The organism is Pontivivens insulae, assembly GCF_900302495.1.
GTDB lineage: Bacteria > Pseudomonadota > Alphaproteobacteria > Rhodobacterales > Rhodobacteraceae > Pontivivens > Pontivivens insulae.
The window spans coordinates 65838-84804 of record NZ_OMKW01000001.1; the positions used below are offsets into that span (position 1 = coordinate 65838).

At 60.9% G+C, this 18967-nt stretch carries 21 protein-coding genes and 2 tRNA genes; 6 read left to right on the forward strand and 17 right to left on the reverse strand.

Annotation, left to right across the window (positions count from 1 at the left end):
* Positions 1 to 17: 17 nt before the first annotated feature.
* The 6 genes from rplJ to POI8812_RS00390 all read right to left on the reverse strand — a co-directional run bounded on the left by rplJ (position 18) and on the right by POI8812_RS00390 (position 3050).
* Entirely contained in the window at positions 18 to 533 is a 516-nt protein-coding gene (gene rplJ, locus POI8812_RS00365) for a 50S ribosomal protein L10 (RefSeq protein ID WP_108780559.1), read from the reverse strand.
* A 293-nt stretch (positions 534 to 826) separates the two neighbouring features.
* Positions 827 to 1525: a 50S ribosomal protein L1 gene (gene rplA / locus POI8812_RS00370; RefSeq protein ID WP_108780560.1), complete on the reverse strand. Its 699-nt coding sequence runs from the start codon at positions 1523 to 1525 to the stop codon at positions 827 to 829.
* Positions 1525 to 1950, reverse strand: a complete 426-nt coding sequence (gene rplK, locus POI8812_RS00375; RefSeq protein WP_108780561.1) for a 50S ribosomal protein L11 — start codon at positions 1948 to 1950, stop codon at positions 1525 to 1527. The genes rplA and rplK overlap by 1 nt, the downstream gene beginning before the upstream one ends.
* Positions 1951 to 2066: 116 nt before the next feature.
* On the reverse strand, positions 2067 to 2600 hold the full coding sequence (nusG, locus tag POI8812_RS00380) for a transcription termination/antitermination protein NusG (protein WP_108780562.1): 534 nt from the start codon (positions 2598 to 2600) through the stop codon (positions 2067 to 2069).
* Positions 2601 to 2761: 161 nt separating this feature from the next.
* Complete coding sequence (gene secE, locus POI8812_RS00385) at positions 2762 to 2947, reverse strand: preprotein translocase subunit SecE (protein WP_108780563.1); 186 nt, start codon at positions 2945 to 2947, stop codon at positions 2762 to 2764.
* A gap of 27 nt (positions 2948 to 2974) precedes the next feature.
* Positions 2975 to 3050: transfer RNA gene (locus POI8812_RS00390), tRNA-Trp, on the reverse strand.
* Positions 3051 to 3226: 176 nt separating this feature from the next.
* On the opposite strand from POI8812_RS00390, the gene POI8812_RS00395 reads away from it, so the two are divergent.
* The gene (locus POI8812_RS00395) at positions 3227 to 3601 is read left to right on the forward strand and encodes a hypothetical protein (RefSeq protein WP_108780564.1); all 375 of its coding nucleotides are present in this window, start codon (positions 3227 to 3229) and stop codon (positions 3599 to 3601) included.
* Positions 3602 to 3735: 134 nt separating this feature from the next.
* Here POI8812_RS00395 and tuf read toward each other — a convergent pair whose 3' ends face one another.
* The 7 genes from tuf to POI8812_RS00430 all read right to left on the reverse strand — a co-directional run bounded on the left by tuf (position 3736) and on the right by POI8812_RS00430 (position 10627).
* Entirely contained in the window at positions 3736 to 4911 is a 1176-nt protein-coding gene (tuf, locus tag POI8812_RS00400) for an elongation factor Tu (protein WP_108780550.1), read from the reverse strand.
* A gap of 158 nt (positions 4912 to 5069) precedes the next feature.
* Positions 5070 to 5143: transfer RNA gene (locus tag POI8812_RS00405), tRNA-Gly, on the reverse strand.
* Between the two features lie 46 nt (positions 5144 to 5189).
* Positions 5190 to 6032 carry a fumarylacetoacetate hydrolase family protein gene (locus POI8812_RS00410; protein ID WP_108780565.1) on the reverse strand — a complete coding sequence of 281 codons (843 nt, stop codon included), beginning with the start codon at positions 6030 to 6032 and terminating at the stop codon, positions 5190 to 5192.
* Between the two features lie 62 nt (positions 6033 to 6094).
* Positions 6095 to 7756, reverse strand: a complete 1662-nt coding sequence (locus tag POI8812_RS00415; RefSeq protein ID WP_162844836.1) for a methyl-accepting chemotaxis protein — start codon at positions 7754 to 7756, stop codon at positions 6095 to 6097.
* 82 nt (positions 7757 to 7838) lie between these two features.
* On the reverse strand, positions 7839 to 9209 hold the full coding sequence (locus POI8812_RS00420) for a glutamate--cysteine ligase (RefSeq protein WP_108780567.1): 1371 nt from the start codon (positions 9207 to 9209) through the stop codon (positions 7839 to 7841).
* Between the two features lie 36 nt (positions 9210 to 9245).
* Positions 9246 to 9782, reverse strand: a complete 537-nt coding sequence (locus POI8812_RS00425) for a hypothetical protein (RefSeq protein ID WP_108780568.1) — start codon at positions 9780 to 9782, stop codon at positions 9246 to 9248.
* Between the two features lie 113 nt (positions 9783 to 9895).
* Positions 9896 to 10627, reverse strand: a complete 732-nt coding sequence (locus POI8812_RS00430; protein ID WP_108780569.1) for a 16S rRNA (uracil(1498)-N(3))-methyltransferase — start codon at positions 10625 to 10627, stop codon at positions 9896 to 9898.
* Between the two features lie 10 nt (positions 10628 to 10637).
* Here POI8812_RS00430 and ubiA point away from each other — a divergent pair, with 10 nt between their 5' ends.
* From ubiA to POI8812_RS00445, 3 genes are read left to right on the forward strand one after another with little or no spacing between them, the layout of a single operon-like run.
* The gene (ubiA, locus tag POI8812_RS00435; protein ID WP_108780570.1) at positions 10638 to 11618 is read left to right on the forward strand and encodes a 4-hydroxybenzoate octaprenyltransferase; all 981 of its coding nucleotides are present in this window, start codon (positions 10638 to 10640) and stop codon (positions 11616 to 11618) included.
* Between the two features lie 55 nt (positions 11619 to 11673).
* A complete protein-coding gene (locus tag POI8812_RS00440; protein ID WP_162844837.1) occupies positions 11674 to 13539 on the forward strand; it encodes an OmpA family protein in 1866 nt (621 codons plus the stop codon).
* On the forward strand, positions 13536 to 13892 hold the full coding sequence (locus tag POI8812_RS00445) for a hypothetical protein (RefSeq protein ID WP_108780572.1): 357 nt from the start codon (positions 13536 to 13538) through the stop codon (positions 13890 to 13892). The genes POI8812_RS00440 and POI8812_RS00445 overlap by 4 nt, the downstream gene beginning before the upstream one ends.
* On the opposite strand, the gene moaE is transcribed toward POI8812_RS00445, so the two are convergent.
* From moaE to pgsA, 3 genes are read right to left on the reverse strand one after another with little or no spacing between them, the layout of a single operon-like run.
* A complete protein-coding gene (gene moaE, locus POI8812_RS00450) occupies positions 13889 to 14347 on the reverse strand; it encodes a molybdopterin synthase catalytic subunit MoaE (protein ID WP_108780573.1) in 459 nt (152 codons plus the stop codon). The two genes, POI8812_RS00445 and moaE, sit on opposite strands and share 4 nt — an antisense overlap.
* A gap of 1 nt (position 14348) precedes the next feature.
* Positions 14349 to 14594 (reverse strand): molybdopterin converting factor subunit 1, encoded by a 246-nt coding sequence (gene moaD, locus POI8812_RS00455; protein WP_108780574.1) that lies wholly within the window; start codon positions 14592 to 14594, stop codon positions 14349 to 14351.
* Positions 14594 to 15145 carry a CDP-diacylglycerol--glycerol-3-phosphate 3-phosphatidyltransferase gene (gene pgsA, locus POI8812_RS00460; RefSeq protein ID WP_108780575.1) on the reverse strand — a complete coding sequence of 184 codons (552 nt, stop codon included), beginning with the start codon at positions 15143 to 15145 and terminating at the stop codon, positions 14594 to 14596. The genes moaD and pgsA overlap by 1 nt, the downstream gene beginning before the upstream one ends.
* A gap of 64 nt (positions 15146 to 15209) precedes the next feature.
* On the opposite strand from pgsA, the gene POI8812_RS00465 reads away from it, so the two are divergent.
* A complete protein-coding gene (locus POI8812_RS00465) occupies positions 15210 to 16481 on the forward strand; it encodes an SDR family oxidoreductase (protein ID WP_108780576.1) in 1272 nt (423 codons plus the stop codon).
* A complete protein-coding gene (locus POI8812_RS00470) occupies positions 16478 to 16939 on the forward strand; it encodes a DUF2269 family protein (protein ID WP_108780577.1) in 462 nt (153 codons plus the stop codon). The genes POI8812_RS00465 and POI8812_RS00470 overlap by 4 nt, the downstream gene beginning before the upstream one ends.
* On the opposite strand, the gene uvrC is transcribed toward POI8812_RS00470, so the two are convergent.
* Positions 16936 to 18843, reverse strand: a complete 1908-nt coding sequence (gene uvrC / locus POI8812_RS00475) for an excinuclease ABC subunit UvrC (protein WP_108780578.1) — start codon at positions 18841 to 18843, stop codon at positions 16936 to 16938. The two genes, POI8812_RS00470 and uvrC, sit on opposite strands and share 4 nt — an antisense overlap.
* Between the last annotated feature and the right edge of the window lie 124 nt (positions 18844 to 18967).

The following is an 18967-nucleotide window of genomic DNA, read 5'->3' on the forward strand; positions in this document are numbered from 1 at the left end:
CCTCGTTTGCCTTTGACTTACGCCGCTTCGCGCTCTTCCAGCGTCGACAGGATCGACGCGATGTTGGAAGCCGGTGCGCCGATTGCGCCTGCGATGTTGGAAGCCGGTGCGCCCAGGCACGCCACGACGGAAGCAATAAGCTCCTCGCGGGACGGCATGGCTGCAACAGCTTTGACACCTGCCGGATCGAGCAGTTCACCGCCCATCGCGCCGCCAATGACCTGAAGTTTGTCATTGGACTTTGCGAACTCCTCAACCGCCTTGGCCGCAGCCACGGGGTCTTCGGAATAGGCGAAAACAGTCATCCCGGTCAGAAGGTCCCCAACGGGTTGGGCGGGGGTGCCTTCCAGGGCGATCTTGGCGAGCCGGTTCTTGGCGACACGCACTGCACCACCGGCCTCACGGACGGCTGTGCGGAACGCAGTCATTTCGGCAACTGAGAGGCCGGTGTAGTGCGAAACCACAACGACGCCAGAGTCCGTGAAGACTTGGTTGAGCTCTGCTACAACCGCTTCTTTTTGGGCTCTATCCACAGTATTGCTCCAAATTATGGTGAGGCTTTTAACGGCCCCACCGGCTCAGTTTGAAGGGCGCGAACGCCCCTCCCTTGGGTTCCCGTCCGGGGTCCCGCCAAGACCTGCGCCCGAAGGCTCAGAACTCAACATGTCCCCCGTCTATGGCAGGGTTTAACGACTCCATATGAAGCCCACCCACCGTCTCGGACGGATGAGGCCACCTGTCTGGTCAACCAGCCGGTTTGGCCCCGGAACATCCCCGCATGGTGCAGGGAATGTCGTTGCGCAAGCCCGAGGGCCTACGCGAATGCTTACTCAGCCGTCGCGTCTGCGACGTCAATCTTCACACCCGGGCCCATCGTGGACGCCAGTGCGATCGACTTCACATAAGTGCCCTTGGCACCGGAAGGCTTCGCCTTGTTCACAGCAGAGATGAATGCTTTCACATTCGCCTCGATTGCATCCGCTTCGAACGAAGCTTTGCCAACGCCTGCGTGCACGACGCCGGCTTTTTCTGCCTTGAACTGAACTTCACCGCCCTTGGCCGCTTCGACAGCTGCTGTCACATCCATCGTGACGGTGCCAACACGCGGGTTCGGCATCAGGTTGCGCGGGCCGAGGATCTTACCCAGACGACCAACGATCGGCATCATATCCGGGGTCGCGATGCAGCGGTCAAAGTTGATGTTGCCGGCCTGAACCTGCTCCATCAGATCTTCTGCACCAACGACGTCCGCACCAGCTGCCTGAGCTTCCTCAGCCTTCGGGCCACGAGCGAACACTGCAACGCGCACGGTTTTGCCCGTGCCGGATGGCAGGGTCACAACGCCACGAACCATCTGGTCCGCGTGGCGAGGATCAACGCCGAGGTTCATCGAGATCTCGATGGTCTCGTCAAACTTCGCCGTAGCGTTGGATTTCACCAGAGCAACCGCGTCGGACACCGACAGGTTGGATTTGTTTTCAAAGGCTGCCTTTGCAGCCGTCATGCGCTTACCGAGCTTAGCCATTACTTCACCTCGATGCCCATCGACCGGGCGGAGCCCAGGATGATCTGCATTGCGCCGTCGATATCGTTCGCGTTGAGGTCCTTCATCTTGGCCTCCGCGATCTCACGCACCTGCTTAACGGTCACGGTGCCTGCAACTTCCTTGGACGGGTTGTTGGCGCCGGACTTCAGCTTCGCAGCTTTCTTCAGATAGTAAGACGCAGGCGGCGTCTTGATTTCCATCGTGAAAGACTTGTCGACGTAATATGTGATGACGGTCGGGCACGGTGCACCGGCTTCCATCTCCTGCGTCTTGGCGTTGAACGCCTTACAGAATTCCATGATGTTGATGCCGCGCTGACCCAGCGCCGGGCCCACTGGCGGGGACGGGTTCGCTTTGCCTGCGGGCACTTGCAGCTTCAGCTGCCCTGCTACCTTCTTGGCCATAGTGGCCTCCTTGCTCTCACGCCGTCAGGTCGCGACCGTCAGGCTCTTCGTGATGCGGTCCGGTTCGGTGCGCGCGCGCGCCTCGCCTCCCGCGGGATTGCCCCGAAGGGCCACGGTTATTCGCCTTTGCGAACCTGCGTGTATTCCAGCTCGACCGGAGTTGCCCGGCCAAAGATCGAAACCGTCACCTTCAGACGCTGGTTCTCGTCATCCACTTCCTCAACCATGCCCGAGAAGCTCTCGAACGGGCCGTCTGTGACGGTAATCTGCTCACCAACATCAAAGGTGATCAGGGTACGTGGCTTCTCGACACCTTCCTGAACGGTCTGGGTGATGCGATCAACCTCTGCCTGACGCAGGGGGATCGGCTTGCCCATTGGGCCGAGGAAGCCCGTGACCCGGTTGGTGTCGTTCACGAGGTGATAGGCGCGATCAGTCATATCCATCTTCACCAGGACATAACCGGGCATGAAGCGCTTCTCTGTCTCGACCTTCTTGCCGCGACGCACTTCCATGACCGTCTCAGTGGGAACGAGAACCTCTTCGATCTCGTCTTCCATCTCGTTCTGGGCCACCTGCTCCATGATCGATTCGGCAACCTTCTTCTCGAAGTTCGAGAGAACGTGCACCGTGTACCACCGCATCGCCATGTCGCGCTTACCTCAATCTCACCCGCAATTCGGGCGCTTAACCATTGTCCCCCAAACAAAATCCGGCGCGCCGTCCGAATCGAGCGCGCCGTGACTGTCTGGAATTAGGTGGCGTGTACCGCCCGCGGGATCGAAGATCAACCGCCCGCGCGGAGAAACCGTTAGAGAATTGCTTGAAGGCCAAGCTGAATCAGCTGATCCACCAGAAAAAAGAAGATCGCCGCAATCGTGGCCATCACGAATACCATTGCCGTGGTCAACGCGACTTCGCGACGGGTCGGCCAGACAACTTTCGCGGTCTCACCACGAACCTGCTGAATGAACTGGAATGGATTCGTGCGCGCCATCGCGTCTCTCCCTCTCAAGCGTCGAACTGGCAGGGGCAGCAGGACTCGAACCCGCGACCCTCGGTTTTGGAGACCGATGCTCTACCAACTGAGCTATACCCCTTTAAGGTCCGGTCCGACGAACAGTGAGTTACGTGCTTTGACAGCGGTGTGCAAGGCCTGCCGTACGCTTGGAAAGCGCTTACAATCACAAAAGCTAAAGCCAGCGCAAATTTCTACTTGAGGTTGTAGTCCGGAATGTGGCTAGATTGTGGCAAGACGTAGCCGGGGGTATATCACATGTCAGCACTGCAGTTCCGCTTTCATCCAATCTTCGCGGCTTTGTTCCTTGGTATTGCCTCGGCTCCGTTGGCGCTGTCCTTATTGGAGAATGACAATGCGGTCGCAGCAGAGCGTCAGGCCCATGTCGAGCTTCAGACGTTTCAGTTCAAGCGCGTGCAGGCGGCAATGGCCGTGGTGGAAAGTGAGAACCGTCCGGGCAGCGCACCGCGCGTTGCGCAGATCGCGGACCCGATGGCGCCAGGCTATCGCTGGCTTCTGACCGGCGACGTCCCTTCTGCCCCGTCTATGCTGATGATGTTTGAGCCGGACCCAGTTCAGGTCGCATTCACCGGACCGATTGCGCCAATGGGAACAACCGCCCTGACCGAATGATTCTCCCGTCCCTGGGAATCTGAAAGGCTCTCGTGCGCCGTGCGAGGGCCTTTTTGCTGTCCGCCATGAACAAAAAACCGCCGCGCCCTTTTCGGGGCGCGGCGGCGTGAACTCTCTGCCCTGAGGGGCGAGGATTATTCGATGATGGAAGCGACGACGCCAGCGCCGACGGTGCGGCCGCCTTCGCGGATAGCGAAGCGCAGCTTTTCTTCCATGGCGATCGGGGCGATCAGCTCGACGTCGAACTTCAGGTTGTCGCCCGGCATCACCATTTCGGTGCCTGCGGGAAGCTCAACCGTGCCGGTCACGTCCGTCGTGCGGAAGTAGAACTGCGGGCGGTAGTTCGCGAAGAACGGCGTGTGACGGCCACCCTCTTCCTTCGTCAGGATATACGCCTCGGCCGTGAACTTCGTGTGCGGCTTCACCGAACCCGGCTTACACAGAACCTGACCACGCTCAACGCCGTCACGGTCAACGCCGCGCAGCAGCGCACCGATGTTGTCGCCTGCTTCGCCAGAGTCGAGCAGCTTGCGGAACATCTCAACGCCCGTGCAGGTCGTCTTCTTCGTGTCGCGGATGCCGACGATTTCGATCTCGTCGCCCACATTGATCACGCCACGCTCCACACGACCGGTCACAACCGTACCGCGGCCCGAGATCGAGAACACGTCTTCGATCGGCATCAGGAACGGCTGGTCCACGGCCCGCTCGGGGTTCGGGATGTAGCTGTCCACAGCCGCCATCAGCTCGGCGATCTTCTCTTCACCGATGTTGGCGTCACGGCCTTCGAGAGCCGCCAGCGCGGAGCCCGCGATGATCGGAATATCGTCGCCCGGATAGTCGTAGTCGGAGAGCAGCTCGCGCACTTCCATCTCGACCAGCTCGAGCAGTTCCTCGTCGTCGACCTGATCGACTTTGTTCAGGAACACGACCATGTAAGGAATGCCGACCTGACGGCCGAGCAGGATGTGCTCACGCGTCTGGGGCATCGGGCCGTCGGCCGCGTTCACCACCAGGATCGCGCCGTCCATCTGCGCCGCACCGGTGATCATGTTCTTGACGTAGTCCGCGTGGCCCGGGCAGTCGACGTGGGCGTAGTGACGGCCCTCGGTCTCGTACTCAACGTGCGCGGTCGAAATCGTGATCCCGCGCGCTTTCTCTTCAGGCGCACCGTCAATCTCGTCATAGGCCTTGAAGTCGCCGAACTGCTTCGTGATCGCAGCCGTCAGCGTCGTCTTACCATGGTCAACGTGACCAATCGTGCCGATGTTCACATGCGGTTTCGTCCGCTCAAACTTTTCCTTAGCCATGCTCAGTTCCCATATTTGCGATGGAATGTGGTCGTCTGGCGCGGAGATAGTCCATTCAGGGTTGTCGGGGCAAGGGGGATTCGTGTGACGATCCTGCATGCGCAGCACCAGCGGCACAGCAACCAATTGTAACGGACAGGCTTTGCCAACGATTGGCTTGGAGCGGGCGGCGGGAATCGAACCCGCACGTTCAGCTTGGAAGGCTGACAGGCTACCACTACATCACGCCCGCTTCGCGCACAGGTATTAGGCGGGAGCGCGGCGGTGTGCAAGCGGCTTCATGCCTGAATTACGCGCTGTCCCTGTTCGCCCAATCCCGCAGCACCCAGACGCAACTGATCGCCATCACGCAGAAAGCGTTGCGGACGGAATCCCATACCAACCCCTTCCGGCGTTCCCGTGGCGATGACAGTTCCGGGGCGCAGGACCATATGGCGCGAAAGCCAGACCAGTATCTCAACCACGCCGAAGATCATGTCCGATGTGTTCGAGGCTTGCATCCGTTCGCCATTTAAGTCGGTCCAAAGGTCGATATCCTGCGGATCGGCCACCTCCTCGGCGCTGAGCAGCCAGGGCCCGACAGGACCAAAGCCCGGACCAGATTTTCCAACGATCCAATGGCCTGCCGTTTCCAGTTGCCATGACCGTTCGGAGATGTCGTTGACCAAGCAGTAACCTGCGACATGGTCCAGCGCGGTGGCCTCGCTCAATTGATAGGCCTCTGTGCCGATCACGACCCCCAACTCGACTTCCCAATCAGCCTTGATCGCATGACGGGGGAGGATGAGGTCATCGTCTGGGCCTGCCAAAGCCGAGCTGGCCTTGGAAAAGATGATCGGCTGGGCCGGCGGCTCCATACCGGATTCGCGCGCATGTTTTGCATAGTTCAGACCCACGCACAGAAAGTCAGGCACATCCAGGACACACGGTCCAATCCGGGCCTCAACGCCGATGGGCGGCAGCGTGGCCGGGTCGAGCGCGCGCAGCCGGTCCATCGTGGCAGGCAGTAGAGAGCCCCCTCCGACCCGGCGTATATATTGGGAGACATCCCGCAAGACGCCGTCCTGATCCATCATTGCAGCACGCTCGCGCCCGCGTTCACCAACATTCATTAGCCGCATGGATCACACCCCTCTTGTTCTGGTGGGAAAACACTGCCGCTTTATGGACAACACGCAAGCCTTCAGGCCGACTTTGCCTCATCAAGCGCTGTGGTGGATCCGTCCTCAAAATGTGCTGTCAGCGCGGTAAGCGCTGCGATGTCCTTGCGCATCCGCGCCGATGCCACGGATGACCTTTGGGCGGCCGCGGCGTTTTCCTGGGTCTTCCCGTCCAGCACGCCAAGCCCGGAAGAGATTTCTTCGACCCGCTGGGCCTGAAGACGACAGGCACCCGCGATGTCCTGCACGGCAGTGCTGACTTCAGCTGTGATACTGGCGATGGCGCTCAACACATCACCGGTCTCTTCCACCAACTGACCGCCGCGAGCCGATTGTTCGCTGTTGCGTGAGATCAGCGTGCTGATATCGCGCGCAGCATCAGCACTCCGCCGGGCCAATGTGCGCACTTCTGCGGCCACAACGGCGAACCCCCGTCCGGCCTCGCCCGCACGTGCTGCCTCCACCGCGGCATTTAGTGCCAGAAGATTGGTCTGAAATGCGATGGAATCGATGGTCGTCACGATCCGCGCCATCTCCCCAGCGTCCTTAACCATGCCGCTGACGACCTGTTGCGCATCACGCGCCACACTGACACCGGCCTGCGCACGCGCCGCCATCTTGCGGCTCAATTCACCGGCGCGTTCGGCCGATTCGGCATTCTCACTGACACCGTTGGAAATCTCCTCAACAGTCTCGGTTGTTTTGCCCACACTCTGCGATTGTTCCTCACTACGACTGGCAAGCTCCCGCGCCTGCCCCCGCATCGCAACCGCAGCCTGATTGACACGATCTGCCACGGATCGCATTGCTTCGAGCAAACGTGACAGGCGCCGGATCGAGCCGTTCAACTCCACCCGCGTATCCTCAAAGGCGGGCGGCAGTGTCAGTTCCAATTCCTGACCAATCGCCCCTTCCGACAGCTGTTGCAGCGCGCGTGTTACATGACCCAGCGCCTTGATATTTGCCGTCTGATCATTGACGACCACGATCAGGCCCAGCAATTCACCCTCAACCGATAGGACGGGCGAAATCGACATATCGACCCAAACCTTTGGGCCGTTTTCGCCACGCATTTGAACCAATTCAGTCAGACGCGCACCGTCCTTGGCCCGCATGATGGCGTGGGATGACCAATCTCCGTTCACTTCAAACTCGTTCAGATACCGTCCGACGAGCGTTTTGCGATCCACGGCCAGCAGTTCTGCCATGGCGGGGCTCGCATCCTTCACCCGACCTGTAAGGTCCAGATGCAGCCCTGCGCACACATCCCCCAAGGCGAACGCGATTGAATTGCGCGCATATTCCTGAACGCGCGAGGCAGTCCGGTCTGTGACCATGGCCATGACCCTGCGTGGCACACTCTCGCCGCTGGGCGGCAGCCGCAGCATTGTAACCGAAACATAGAGCCGCGCCCCTGAGGGGAGTGTCAGACGCTTTTCCAGCAACGCGCATTCGCTGTTGTCATCACCGTCGAACCAGACAGCCTCTTTCCCTGTCGCAAGTCTGAGATCCGCAATCAGCTTTCCAACCAGATCGTCTGGCGAACACTGAAGCAAGGCGCATAGAGGCTCGTTAACCTCGACAATGCGCATATCCATGCCGCACCAGAGCATGGGAATATGTTCGTCGATCGCAGCCATCAGACCACGGCGCGACCGCATGGCGCTCGGGGGTTTGGGTCGCATCCACCTGCGCACTGCACACACTCCTAAAACCGGCATCAACCCGGTTGGAGCTACCTCGCAAAGGTAGTGAAAGCGTTAAGGCTCAATAGCTGTAATCGGCGTAAATCCGCGAAAGATCGCCCTGCCAATCACCGTGATATCGCGCCAAGAGCTCATCAGCGGGCGTTTCGCCCCGTTCGACGATATCATGCAGCGCCGCTAGAAAATGTGTCTCATCCGGAATCAACCCACCGGCACCGGCGCGTCCGCGCGCGGCAAGACCCGCTTGTGCAATCTGCAAAACCCGCGCGGCCAGTGCCTGTACCGGTTCACCGCGGAACTGGCCTTTTAGCCCATCCTTCGCCGCTACATACCGCAATTCGTCACGTTCTTCCTGCGTCCAGTCCTTGCAGAGGTCCCAAGCTGCATCGAGGGCCGACTGATCATAGAGCAAGCCGACAAAGAACGCTGGCATGGCACACAACCTGCGCCACGGACCGGCATCAGCGCCGCGCATTTCCATGAATTGTTTGATCCGAACGTCTGGGAAGATCGTCGTCAGATGATCTCCCCAATCAGCGGTCGTCGGCTTCTCGCCGGGCAGCGCGGGCAATTCGCCCTTCAGAAAATCGCGGAAGGATTGCCCCAGCGCGTTGATGTATTTTCCATCGCGATAGACGAAATACATCGGCACATCGAGCGCGTAGTCCACATAGCGCTCAAAGCTCATCCCATCCTCAAAGACAAAGGGCAGTGTCCCGGTGCGGGATGCATCCAGATCGCGCCAGATGCGCATCCGCCAGCTCTGCCAGCCCGTGACCTCACCCTCCCAAAACGGTGAGTTGGCGAAGAGCGCCGTTGCAATGGGCTGCAGGGCCATGGCCGTGCGGAACTTGTGAACCATGTCCGCCTCAGACCCGAAGTCGAGGTTCACCTGCACGGTGCAGGAGCGGAACATCATCCACTTTCCGGTGCTCCCGACCTTGTCCATGTAGCTTTCCATCAGGGCATAGCGGCCCTTGGGCATGACATCGACATCCTCGTGGCGCCATTGGGGGGCGGCCCCCAAACCGATAAAGCCGACGCCGATCTCATCGGCAATGGCCTTGACCTGTGCCAAATGGGTGTTCACCTCGTCACACGTCTGATGGATCGTCTCTAGAGGAGCGCCCGACAGCTCAAGTTGCCCGCCCGGTTCTAGGGAGATGTTGGCACCACCCTTTTTAAGGCCGATCAGCTTGCCCTGCTCCTCAATTGGTGCCCAGTCAAAGCGCGATGAGAGGCCCGACAGCATCGCATGGACCGAGCGATCTCCCTCGTAGGGCAGCGACTTGTGCGTTTCGAGGCAGTACCCGAACTTCTCGTGCTCGGTCCCGATGCGCCAGTCCTCCGACGGCTTGCACCCATCGGATAAAAACTCGATCAGCTGCGCGCGGGTCTCGATCAGGTCGCCGCCTGACTGTGGGATGGACATTTGTAAGCCTCCTGTCAGGCGGGTGTTACAACCGAGTTAGCCATGCGAAGATGGCTTGGCAAGGTGAGCCGGTCCTGCGTTCACCTTATCGCGAGGCCATAGGATATGCTGCCCCGGCGGGCGAAGGTCGACCAGCTCCGAGGCGGGACCTAAAGGAAAGCCTGGCAAGGCCGCAAATACGTCCAGCATTTGCGCCGATCCCTCTGCCCCGACCGGGATCGAAAGTGCGCCCTCGGGCCCATGCAGCCACCAGCGCGCATCGCCCGGGCGAATGATCAGTTCGACCCGCTCGATATCGGCCATTGCGAAAAATCCGCCTTCCTCGGGCCCGAAATAACCAACACGCCGTTCATCAACCAAAACAACACCCGCACCGTCGCATCGGCGGGTTACGCGCAACTGGCGCAGGCCATCCACCGTCAATGCTGCGCCGACGAACAAGATGACAACGCCAATCCCGGCCATCACCCATCCCCCGCGCGTCGCAACCCAAAGGCCCAAAGCGCAGAGACCCAGAAAGCTCAGCACGGGGGCATTTCGGCGCAAAGCAGTCGCAAGTTCAGGACGTATCATCAAAATTTCCTGTCAGAAGCAGTCAGGCTGCATGGACAAACTGCGTATCACCCATCGCCATTGCAATGCGCCTGCCATCCATCTCTACGAAAATTATGGTCAGATGTACGGCCTCACCAATCCCCCAATGCCGACTGCCAGAGTGTCAGCGCAGCCACTGCGGCGGTATCCGCGCGCAACACACGCGGGCCAAGCATCACCGTTGTTGCAAAGGGCAACGCGCGCAATCGCGCCGATTCCTCGTCCGAAAATCCACCCTCCGGCCCGATCAGTATCGACCACGCTCCAGGTCCGGCATTGCGCAAGGCCGCCGCAGCATCCGGCGCATCCATGCGCTCATCACAAAACAGCAGCTTTCGCCCCTCAGGCCAATCCGACAGGACTGCATCCAGCGGTGCGGCATCGCGCAGATCAGGCACGAAGGTTCCGCCACATTGCTCCGCCGCCTCTATGCAATGGGCACGCAGCTTCTCTGGGCGTACACGCTCTGCATTTGTGAACCGGGTGAAAACCGGACGAATGCTGCGCACGCCCAGCTCTGTCGCCTTCTCGACAATGAAATCGGTGCGCGCCTTTTTGATCGGTGCGAAGAGCAGTTCGAGATCCGGCGGCATGGACTGTTCGGACGTTTTCGCCACACAACGCATCGAAACGGCACGCTTTCCGGCCCGCAGGATCTCTGCGGCCCATGCTCCATCCTCGCCGTTGAACAGTTCGACGCGATCACCGGCCGACTGACGCATCACATTCACGAGGTAGTGCGCCTGGGTCTGTGTCTCGACCTCCAGCCCCTGACGCAGGGGCGCATCAACGTAAAGCCTGATTTTCGGCGCGCGCTCTGCCATAACCACTCCCATGACTGACGACTCAGATAACCTTGCCCTGCCCCCGGACGGAAGGGTCGCCGATGCCGTAGACCAAAATTGGGTCGACCGCTATGCACCGGGCTGGAGCCGCCCTTACCTGCGGCTCAGCCGTGCCGACCGGCCTGCGGGCACGTGGCTTCTGCTGATACCATGCTGGTGGGGACTGGGTCTCGCCATGGCTGCCAATGGCGGAGGGTCTCTCTACGCCGCATGGCTCGCCATCGCGTGCGCGCTTGGCGCGTTCCTGATGCGCGGGGCGGGATGCACCTGGAACGATCTGGCCGATCAGGACTTTGATGCAGAGGTCGCACGCACCCGCTCACGCCCGCTGCCATCGGGGCAGGTCACACGCAAGCAGGCCTATCTTTGGATGCTCGGACAGATGGCGGTGGCCTTCGCGATCCTCCTGACCTTCCCCCTGCCCGCAATCGGTATGGGGATCGTTGCTCTGATTCCAGTGGCCATCTATCCATTTGCGAAACGGTTTACGTGGTGGCCCCAGGTCTTTCTGGGTGTCGCCTTTAACTGGGGCATCCTGCTGTGCTGGGTCGCGCTGCGCGGTACGCTCGAATGGCCCGCCATTGCACTATATGGCGCCGCGATCGCATGGACCCTGTTCTACGACACGATCTATGCGCATCAAGACAAAGAGGATGACGCCCTGATCGGCGTGAAATCCACCGCCCGCCTGTTTGGGGAGCGCACCGCCGGCTGGCTGCTGCTCTTTCAGGTGGCAACAATCATCCTCGCCACGCTCGCGGTGATACTCGCACTACTGACACCGCAGCCCATTGCAATGCTGATCGCTCTCGTCGGAGTCTGGGCGATGGGCATGCATCTCAACTGGCAATTGCGGACTCTGGATACAGAAGACGCAGATCGCTGCTTGCAACTGTTCCGCTCCAATCGGGATGCCGGTCTTATCCTTGTCGCCGGTCTCATCGGCGCCGGTCTCTTCGCCGGGTTGTGAGACCTGCCCCTTACCGCCTAAAAAGATCGTCCGGACAAGACCTGCGGGAATCACGATGCGCATCGCCGCCTATCTCTTCTTGATATTAAGCTTTGCGGGCGCAGCCGCGGGTGCGTGGTGGCTGTCCGATCAGGCCGCGCGCGAGATTGAGGATCAGACCCGCAACACCGTCGTAAACGGTTTGTCAGCCGCAGCGCAGGACTGGCCTGATATCGCGGTGGACGGCACGCGCGTCACACTCTCCGGCGCCGCACCCAGCGAAGCGGCGGGTTTCCGCGCCCTCGAAGTGGCCCGCGGCATCGTCGGCGCCCAGCGGATCGAAAACCGGATCATCCTGACCGCGACCGATGCGGCCGAGGCTGTGAGCCCGCTCGGCATGACGATCATCCTGAACCCAGCCGAAATCACGGTGCTGGGCACAGTGCCGGACGGATCGCTTGCGACTGTGGAAGTCTTTGCAGAGCGCTCAACACGCCCGGTCAGCATTCTCGCCGAGAGCGTAGATCGCGATGAACCGGCGGCATGGACCTTCAATCTTCTCGCCGCCCTCGATGTCGCCCCTCTGATGCAGACCGGACGCATCACCTTTGGCCCCCGCGGTGCCGCGGTGATTGAGGCCGCCCTGGCGGATGCGGCGACGCGCGATGCCATCGAGAGGCGCGTACGGGCAGCAGCCCCTCCGGGCACCGCGGTTACGCTGGAACTGGCCGCACCGCCCCGCACACTCGCGCCCTTCCCGTTCCTCGCGAACAAAAACGCGGACGGTCTGACAATCGAAACCTGCGCAGTGCCGGACAATGCGTCGCTGGGCCGGATCGCCATGATCACAAGTGAAGCAGATGCCGAATGTCGGCTCGCCCTAGGAGCACCCGAAGGGTGGGCGGACGCGCTTACGGTCGCGCTGCCCGCACTCAACGCACTCCCGTCAGGATCACTCTCCTTGCAGAGCATGGTTGTGACGCTGAAAATCGGTGCCCGCACCGCCGATGTGTTGGCAGACGCCGTGATAGCCGATCTTGCCGAAGCCCTTCCCGACGGGTTCACTTTGGTGATTGAAGAGCAAACTCTGCCTGAGCCTGAGAGTATTCCGCAGGCGGTCAGCGCCGCGCGTCCCTTCACCGTGACCCGCGCAGATGGCGTTGTAACTGTTGAGGGCAGCTTGTCCGACGATGCGGCGGTCGAGGCCGTGCTCAGCTACGCCTCATCAGCCTTCCCCGGTGTCACCTTGGAAACAGAACTTGCCACACAGGGCGAAGGTCAGCCGACAACCGTCGCCTCGGCCATTGCTGCGGTTGAGGCGGTCACTCTGATGCTCAATGGTTCTGCCATCGCTGAACGCGGCACACTCGTGATTGAGGGTGCCGCACCGGGAGAGGGGATCGCAGACCAGATCGCGGAAGCCCTCGCCGCCCGCCTGCCGCAAGACACAACCATCACCATCGATATTGAGGAAATCCAACCCCAAGATGTAGAGCAGATCATTGCACCGAGCGCCGATCCCGATCTGTGCCTTGAGGAGGTGCAGGCGATTCAAACCCCCGGCGCGCGCATTGGCTTTGCCCCGTCTTCGGCCAATCTGGACCTCTCCAGTGCTCCCGTACTCGACGCTCTGTCGACCCGCCTGCGGGAGTGTCCCGAGCTCAATTTCATCATTGCGGGTTACACCGACAATCAGGGGCGGGAAGAGCTGAACCAACGCATCTCGGAATCGCGTGCCAACGCGGTTCTGGATGCGCTGCTCGCGCGGGGTGTCTTCCTCGACCGGATGCGCGCCGTCGGCTTGGGGGAGGCGGACCCTGTCGCCGACAATGACACGCCCGAGGGTCGCGCCCTCAACCGCCGGATTGAGTTTTTGTCCGAAGACGCAATTCCGCTGCCGCCAGACGAAACCGACGCCCCACCAGAGGAGGTCACTGAATGACCCGTTCCGAGCTGATGCTGATCATGGCACTCGCCCTCTTCGGCGCATTCTGCCTTGGCTGGTTGTGCCGCTGGATTTTCGGTGCAATGGCCCGGGCGGGCACCAACAATGTCGCGACCTTGCACACGATGAACACGCAGATCGAACAGGCAGAGGCGGCGCATTCCGACCTCGCAGCGCAACTTGCAGAAACGGACAGCCGCCTCACGGCGCGCCTGCGTGAGAAGGAAGCAGAGCTTGAGGCCACAATGGACGGCTTGCGCCAGGCCCGGCAAAACGCACTGGATTGGCAAGCGGCCTATCAGGATCTTGAGGCACGTCAGGCCGCGGCCGGATCAGAACAACAGGGCTAGGCGTCGCGCCAACGCGCCTCTGCCGCATCATCCTCTTCGCGCGCATCGACCCATCGCGCGCCATCCGGCGTCGTTTCTTTCTTCCAGAACGGCGCGCGGGTCTTGAGATAGTCCATCACAAAGCTCGCCGCATCAAAGGCTGCCGCTCTGTGCGGGGACGCTGCAACGACCAACACAATCTGATCACCCGGGTTCAGCGCGCCATAACGATGGATCACGCTCAACGCCTGCAGCGGCCACCGTGCCTCGGCTTCCGCTGCGATCTGCGATAGCGCGGCTTCGGTCATGCCTGGATAGTGTTCCAGTTCCATGGCCGAAACCGGCTGCCCGCCGCCCATGTCACGCACCAGGCCAGTGAATGTGACGACAGCGCCGATATCGGTTCGACCAGCGCGCACAGCGTCGACTTCGCGGCCCAGATCAAAATCCTCTGCCTGAACACGAATGACAGCCATGTCAGCCACCGGTCATCGGGGGGAAAAACGCAACCTCACGCACCCCATCAAGCGGGGCATCCAGGTCCGACATCTTCTGGTCAAGCGCCACACGCACGGCGCGCATATCTGCAAACGCGGCTGCGTATCGTTCCTCACGCGCAGCAAGCTCCGCAACCAACGCCCGGACGGTGCCAGCCGATGTCTCAACATTTTCCGAGGGCAGGCCAATACGCTCGCGCATCCAGGCAAAGTAGAGAACCTTCATCATCGCCCCTCCAGATGAGGAAGCGCCTTGCGGAAATAGTCCAATCCAGACAGCAGCGTCAAAAGCGCCGCAATCCACAGCAGCAACAGCCCGAGCCCATCGAACAATGTCGAGCCCAGCGCCCCGGCTCCCAGAAGAACCGCGATCGCGAACATCTGCACCGTCGTTTTCCACTTGGCAATCTGGGTGACATCCAGCTTCACATTCCCCAGAAACTCACGCAGGCCTGAGACGAGCACTTCGCGCAGAAGGATGATCGTGGTCGGGATAACAAAGGTCCAATCGAGGCCCCGCAGGGCAAATAGCGCCGACAGCGCGATGATCACCATCGCCTTATCCGCTATTGGATCCAGCATCTTGCCAAAGGCCGATCCCTGATCCCACGCCCTTGCAATCCACCCGTCGACATAGTCAGTCAACGCCGCGCCAACAAACAAAACCAACGCGACCCAATCCGCCAGCGGGCGCTCGAACACAAGAAAAATCAGCGCAATCGCGGGCGCCGCCAGAACGCGCAACACAGTCAGGATATTTGGGATCGTCCATTGCATGCCCCTGATCTATCCTGCGCACGCGGCGGGGGGTAGCCCTTGAATCGCTTGGGGAGACGTTTTCATGGCGCACAGCCAAAACGTGTTGGTTCTGGGGGTGAGCGGCCTGATCGGTGCCGCCATCGCCCGGGATCTCGTCACCGTAGGTCATGTTGTGCGCGGCGTGGCGCGAACACCGCCGCGCCATCTACCAGGCGTCGACTGTATCTCCGCCGACCTGACCAAACTCGACCCGGCGGGCTGGGCGGATGTGTTGAGGAATATCGACACAGTCGTCAACGCAGCGGGTGCCCTGCAGGATGGTCTGCGGGACAATCTGGATGCGATCCACCTTCAGATGATCGAGGCACTGGTGGAGGCGATAGGAAGCCGTCCGATCCGGGTCGTGCAGATCAGTGCCGCCGGGGCCAGCGCCGATGCCTCCACCGCGTTCATGCGGACAAAGGCGATGGGGGATGCGGTGCTCCAGTCCTCCGGTATAGATCAGGTGATCTTGCGGCCGGCACTCGTACTCGCACCCACGGCCTATGGCGGAACCGCGTTGTTGCGCGCGGCCGCATCGCTGCCCGGTTTCGTTCCGCGCATCATGGAGGATGTCGAAATCCAGACCGTCAGCGTCAACGACATCGGACAGACTGTGCTGGCGGCCGTTGAGCGACGGATCGCAACGGGAGAGGTCATCGAGTTGGCCGAACCAGATGCCTACAATTTCCCAAGCCTGATCGCCCAAATGCGGCGCTGGATCGGGCTGCCGGATGGGGTATCTGTCCCGGTACCAGCCCCCCTCGTCAGCATATTGGGACGCTGCGCCGATCTGGCCGGATGGCTAGGATGGCACAGCCCACTGCGCAGCACAGCGCTCAAGACGCTCCGCGACGGTGTCCGCGCCGAGCCTCACCCCGAACATCCCTGCACGTCCCTGCCGCAGACATTGGCCGCGATGCCCGCGACTACGCAGGATCTGCGTTTTGCGCGCACCTATCTGATGCTGCCGGTGGCAATTGTGACCCTCGCGCTGTTCTGGTGCGTGTCTGGCCTGATCGCGCTGCTCGACCCCGCGCGCGCGGCAAGCGTTCTGGGATCGCCGCCCGCAGCGTGGCAAATGGCCTTCGTCTATCTCGGCGCCTTCGCGGACATCATCGTGGGACTTGCTGTTCTGGTGCGCCGTTTTGCGCGCTCCGCGTGCTTCGCCATGATGCTGATATCGCTCAGCTATATGGCCGGGGCGGCCCTCCTGGCCCCTGCACTCTGGCTCGATCCACTGGGTCCGATGGTGAAGGTCATTCCGGGCTTCACCCTTGCGTTCGTCACGGCCAGCCTGCTGGATGAGCGATGATCGAGCTTGTACACTTTCTCCACGTCCTTGGCGCGACCGTCCTGCTGGGCACTGGCGCGGGGATCGCGTTCTTCATGGTGATGGCGCATTTGAGCGGGGACGTTAGCCTTATCGCTGGCACCGCCCGGATCGTGGTCATCGCCGATACCCTCTTCACCGCGAGCGCAGCCATTCTTCAACCGATTACCGGCTACATTCTCGCGCGCGCCTATGGTTGGCCGCTGACCGAGGGCTGGGTGCTTTGGTCCCTTGGCCTCTATGTCTTCACCGGTGCGTTTTGGCTGCCTGTGGTCGCGATCCAGACCCGCATGCGCGATCTCGCAGTCACAGCGGTGAATGCCGGAGCCACATTGCCACCGGCCTATCACCGGCTCTTCAGGATATGGTTTGCCTGTGGCGTTCCCGCCTTCGCGGCGGTTCTCGCCATCATCTGGTTGATGCTGACAAAGCCCATCTAGCCATCCGCATTGAAAAACCCGTAGATCTGCTCGGCCAATTGGTCGGAAATCCCGTCCACCGCCTTCAGGTCGGCCAGTCCCGCCCGAGTGACCGCCTTGGCAGAGCCGAAATGCGCCAACAAGGCCCGCTTACGCGCAGCACCGACGCCTGGTACCTCATCGAGTGGCGTCGCAGTTGTCGCCTTGGCCCGCTTCGCCCGGTGTGTGCCAATTGCAAAACGGTGTGCCTCATCCCGCAATCGCTGCGTGAAATAGAGCACCGGGTCGCGAAAGGGCAGCGCCTTGGGCGGTTGACCGGCGCGGTAGAAGACCTCTTTGCCCGCATCCCGCTCCGTTCCCTTTGCGACGCCGATAATGGTCACATCCTCAACGCCCAGATCGGCGAGCGCCGCTTCCGAGGCGCTGACCTGCCCCGGACCACCATCAATCAGCAAAAGATCAGGCCACTGGTCGCTCTTACGATCCGGGTCCTCCTTCATCAGGCGAGAGAACCGCCGGTCCAGTACCTCTTTCATCATGCCGAAATCATCACCGGGCGTGATCTTGTCCCCCTTGATGTTGAACTTGCGGTAGCTCGACTTCAGCCACCCTTCGGGGCCCGCCACAACCATGGCGCCAACAGCGTGCGCACCCTGAATGTGGGAGTTGTCGTAGATCTCGATCCGCTGCGGTGGCTCGTCCAGATCGAACGCATCCGCCAAACCGGCGAGCAACTTGCCCTGCGTCGCCGTCTCACTCATTCGCCGCCCCAGGCTTTCCCGGGCGTTCTTTGCCGCCTGCTCGACCAGCATCTTCTTTTCGCCACGCGACGGGACGCCAATGACCACTTTGCGGCCCAGCTTCGCGCTCAGCGCCTCGCGCATCAGATCGACGTTCTCGATCTCGTGACTCATCAGGATCAGCCGCGCAGGTTCTTTGTTCGAATAGAACTGCCCCATGAAGCTCTCAAGGATCTCGGCCGCGCTCTCCGCGCCGCCGGTGCGCGGGAAATAGGCCCGATTGCCCCAGTTCTGATGAGCGCGGAAAAAGAAGACCTGCACGCAGGCCTGCCCATCTTTCTCATGCAGCGCGATCACATCCGCCTCGGCCACCGTTTCGGGGTTGATGCCTTGCGCACTCTGCACATTTGTCATTGCCCGAATACGATCCCGCAGGGCCGCGGCACGTTCGAATTCCATCGCGGCAGAGGCTTCCGCCATCTCCTTGGCCAATTCACCCTGCACACGGGTGGAGCGCCCCTGAAGATATTTTACCGCATCCTCAACCAGCGCGCTGTATTCCGCCTCGCTGATTTTCCCAACACAGGGGCCGGAGCACCGCTTGATCTGATAGAGCAAACAGGGGCGGGACCGCGTCTCGAAATCGGAATCCGTACAGTTGCGCAACAAAAACGCCTTTTGCAGCGTATTCAACGTCTGGTTCACCGCCCCCGCACTCGCAAAGGGTCCAAAATACCGGCCCTTCCGAGTCTTCGCACCGCGATGTTTGGCAATGCGGGGAAAGCCATGATCATCCGTCACGAGAATATTGGGAAAGCTCTTATCGTCGCGCAGCAGGACGTTGTAACGCGGCTTGAGCTGCTTGATCAGGTTCTGCTCCAAAAGCAGAGCTTCAGTCTCTGTCTCCGTGCGTAGGAACATCATTGACGCGGTCGCCATGATCATGCGCCCGATCCGCGCGGATTGCCCGGTCAGCTTTGTATAGTTGGCGACCCGCTTTCGCAGGGATCGGGCCTTACCGACATACAGCACCTCCTGCGCGTCATTCAGCATACGATAGACACCGGGCGCGTCGGGCAGTGTGGTCACATAGGATTTGATGACCTCGACACCGCTGCGCATCGCCTGCCGCGCGGCGTCGGCCTGACCCTCTTCTTCGAAGCTGTGCGAGTTGTTGTGCGCCATGGTTTACACCTTCGTGATTCCCCCGTGGCCCTGCAATGGCCCAAGCCCCTGATCAAGGAAAAAGCTTTCCACCGATCCTGTGGATAAGTGTGAGGACAAGTTTATGATGAGACGAAATTATCCT

Excerpts from the sequence above, each read along its gene's own strand:
- rplA (WP_108780560.1), bottom strand. The coding sequence starts at position 1,525 with ATGGCTAAGCTCGGTAAGCGCATGACGGCTGCAAAGGCAGCCTTTGAA.
- rplK (WP_108780561.1), bottom strand. The coding sequence starts at position 1,950 with ATGGCCAAGAAGGTAGCAGGGCAGCTGAAGCTGCAAGTGCCCGCAGGC.
- nusG (WP_108780562.1), bottom strand. The coding sequence starts at position 2,600 with ATGGCGATGCGGTGGTACACGGTGCACGTTCTCTCGAACTTCGAGAAG.
- secE (WP_108780563.1), bottom strand. The coding sequence starts at position 2,947 with ATGGCGCGCACGAATCCATTCCAGTTCATTCAGCAGGTTCGTGGTGAG.
- POI8812_RS00395 (WP_108780564.1), top strand. The coding sequence starts at position 3,227 with ATGTCAGCACTGCAGTTCCGCTTTCATCCAATCTTCGCGGCTTTGTTC.
- tuf (WP_108780550.1), bottom strand. The coding sequence starts at position 4,911 with ATGGCTAAGGAAAAGTTTGAGCGGACGAAACCGCATGTGAACATCGGC.
- POI8812_RS00410 (WP_108780565.1), bottom strand. The coding sequence starts at position 6,032 with ATGCGGCTAATGAATGTTGGTGAACGCGGGCGCGAGCGTGCTGCAATG.
- POI8812_RS00415 (WP_162844836.1), bottom strand. The coding sequence starts at position 7,756 with ATGCGACCCAAACCCCCGAGCGCCATGCGGTCGCGCCGTGGTCTGATG.
- POI8812_RS00420 (WP_108780567.1), bottom strand. The coding sequence starts at position 9,209 with ATGTCCATCCCACAGTCAGGCGGCGACCTGATCGAGACCCGCGCGCAG.
- POI8812_RS00425 (WP_108780568.1), bottom strand. The coding sequence starts at position 9,782 with ATGATACGTCCTGAACTTGCGACTGCTTTGCGCCGAAATGCCCCCGTG.
- POI8812_RS00430 (WP_108780569.1), bottom strand. The coding sequence starts at position 10,627 with ATGGCAGAGCGCGCGCCGAAAATCAGGCTTTACGTTGATGCGCCCCTG.
- ubiA (WP_108780570.1), top strand. The coding sequence starts at position 10,638 with ATGACTGACGACTCAGATAACCTTGCCCTGCCCCCGGACGGAAGGGTC.
- POI8812_RS00440 (WP_162844837.1), top strand. The coding sequence starts at position 11,674 with ATGCGCATCGCCGCCTATCTCTTCTTGATATTAAGCTTTGCGGGCGCA.
- POI8812_RS00445 (WP_108780572.1), top strand. The coding sequence starts at position 13,536 with ATGACCCGTTCCGAGCTGATGCTGATCATGGCACTCGCCCTCTTCGGC.
- moaE (WP_108780573.1), bottom strand. The coding sequence starts at position 14,347 with ATGGCTGTCATTCGTGTTCAGGCAGAGGATTTTGATCTGGGCCGCGAA.
- moaD (WP_108780574.1), bottom strand. The coding sequence starts at position 14,594 with ATGAAGGTTCTCTACTTTGCCTGGATGCGCGAGCGTATTGGCCTGCCC.
- pgsA (WP_108780575.1), bottom strand. The coding sequence starts at position 15,145 with ATGCAATGGACGATCCCAAATATCCTGACTGTGTTGCGCGTTCTGGCG.
- POI8812_RS00465 (WP_108780576.1), top strand. The coding sequence starts at position 15,210 with ATGGCGCACAGCCAAAACGTGTTGGTTCTGGGGGTGAGCGGCCTGATC.
- POI8812_RS00470 (WP_108780577.1), top strand. The coding sequence starts at position 16,478 with ATGATCGAGCTTGTACACTTTCTCCACGTCCTTGGCGCGACCGTCCTG.
- uvrC (WP_108780578.1), bottom strand. The coding sequence starts at position 18,843 with ATGGCGCACAACAACTCGCACAGCTTCGAAGAAGAGGGTCAGGCCGAC.